2 protein-coding genes are annotated in these 1,883 nt (G+C 57.2%); both read right to left on the reverse strand.

Going from position 1 to position 1,883, the window contains the following annotated elements; genetic code table 11:
- Positions 1 to 1,115: phosphopyruvate hydratase (gene eno, locus AAC035_RS21105; RefSeq protein ID WP_339807086.1), on the reverse strand; the 1,115-nt coding region annotated here is incomplete at its 3' end.
- An 88-nt stretch (positions 1,116 to 1,203) separates the two neighbouring features.
- Positions 1,204 to 1,883: 3-deoxy-8-phosphooctulonate synthase (gene kdsA, locus AAC035_RS21110; protein ID WP_339807087.1), on the reverse strand; the 680-nt coding region annotated here is incomplete at its 5' end.

Consider the following 1,883-nt stretch of genomic DNA (forward strand, 5'->3'; position numbering starts at 1 on the left):
CCGGAGCGGTGGGAGATTACCGCAGTATAACCCGCCGCCTGTGCCATCTTGATGGCTTCAAGGGTTTCGGTAAGGCTGCCAATCTGGTTGAACTTGATCAGAATCGAGTTGGCGATGCCTTTGTCGATGCCTTCTTTCAGAATGCGGGTATTGGTAACGAACAGGTCATCACCCACCAACTGGATTTTTTTGCCCAGCTTGTCGGTCAGAATTTTCCAGCCAGCCCAGTCACTTTCATCCATACCATCTTCAATGGACACAATGGGGAAGCGATCACACAATCCCGCCAGATAATCCGCAAAACCAGCGGCATCGAAGGATTTGCCTTCGCCGGTGAGCTGGTACTGGCCATCCCTGTAGAACTCCGAGGAAGCGCAGTCGAGGGCCAGGGTCACGTCCTTACCCAGCTCATAGCCTGCGGCCGCGATGGCCTCCTGAATAACCGCCAGCGCCGCCTCATTGGACGGCAGGTTCGGGGCAAAACCACCCTCATCGCCCACCGCCGTGCTCAGGCCTCTGGACTGAAGCACCTTTTTGAGACTGTGGAAAATCTCTGCGCCAATACGAAGTGCTTCGGCAAAGCTCTTCGCCGCCACCGGCTGCACCATGAATTCCTGTATATCGACGTTGTTATCGGCGTGCTCACCGCCATTGAGGATATTCATCATCGGCACCGGCATGGAGTACTTACCCGGCGTGCCGTTAATGTCGGCGATGTGCTCATATAGCGGCTTGCCCAGGGAAATGGCAGCCGCCTTGGCCGCCGCCAGTGATACCGCCAGAATGGCGTTGGCGCCAAGCTTGGCCTTGTTCTCGGTACCGTCAAGATCAATCATGATCTGATCCAGCGAACGCTGATCGGCAGAGTCCCTGCCTACCAGGGCTGTACGGATATCGTTGTTGATGGCTGCAACTGCCAGGGTGACCCCTTTACCCAGATAGCGGGATCCGTCCTGATCACGAAGTTCCAGGGCCTCCCGTGACCCGGTGGATGCTCCTGAAGGTGCACATGCGCGTCCCAGGGTACCGTCCGCAAGAATCACGTCCGCTTCTACCGTCGGATTTCCGCGGGAGTCCAGCACCTCACGGGCTTTGATATCGGCAATTTTGGTCATGCTTTTCAGTCTCCGGAACAGGGTTATCTCAGAATCCAAGGAATCAGGGTGTTAAACAGTTTCTTCTTTGCCAGTCACAATCGCCAGGTCACGCCGTATCCAGCGCCGGGAAGCTCTTGACCAGATCATCAATGGCCTTGACCTGAGCCAGAAATGGCTCCAGCTGGCTTAACCGCAACGCACAGGGGCCGTCACACAGGGCTTTATCAGGATCCGGGTGCGCCTCCAGAAACAGGCCCGCCAGCCCCTGGGACATGCCCGCCCGGGCAAGATCAGCCACCTGGGCACGACGTCCACCCGCAGAATCCTCGCGACCACCGGGCATCTGCAAGGCGTGAGTCACATCAAAGAACACCGGTACATCCATGGCTTTGAGGATGCCAAAGCCCAGCATATCCACCACCAGGTTGTTGTAACCAAAGCTGGTGCCGCGCTCGCACAGAATGATGCGGTCGTTGCCGGCTTCCTCACACTTGCGGATGATGTGGGCCATTTCCCGGGGCGCCAGGAACTGGGCTTTCTTGATATTGATCACCGCGCCGGTTTTCGCCATGGCCACCACCAGATCAGTCTGCCGGCTCAGAAAGGCCGGTAACTGAATGATGTCACACACTTCAGCAGCGGGTTCGGCCTGGGAAGGTTCATGCACATCGGTAATGATGGGGACCTGGAAGCGGCTCTTGATGTCCGCCAGGATCTGCAGCCCCTTGTCGAGACCGGGACCACGAAACGAACTTACTGAGGAGCGATTGGCCTTGTCGAAGGAAG

Source organism: uncultured Marinobacter sp., assembly GCF_963974375.1.
In the GTDB taxonomy this organism is placed as follows: Bacteria; Pseudomonadota; Gammaproteobacteria; order Pseudomonadales; family Oleiphilaceae; genus Marinobacter.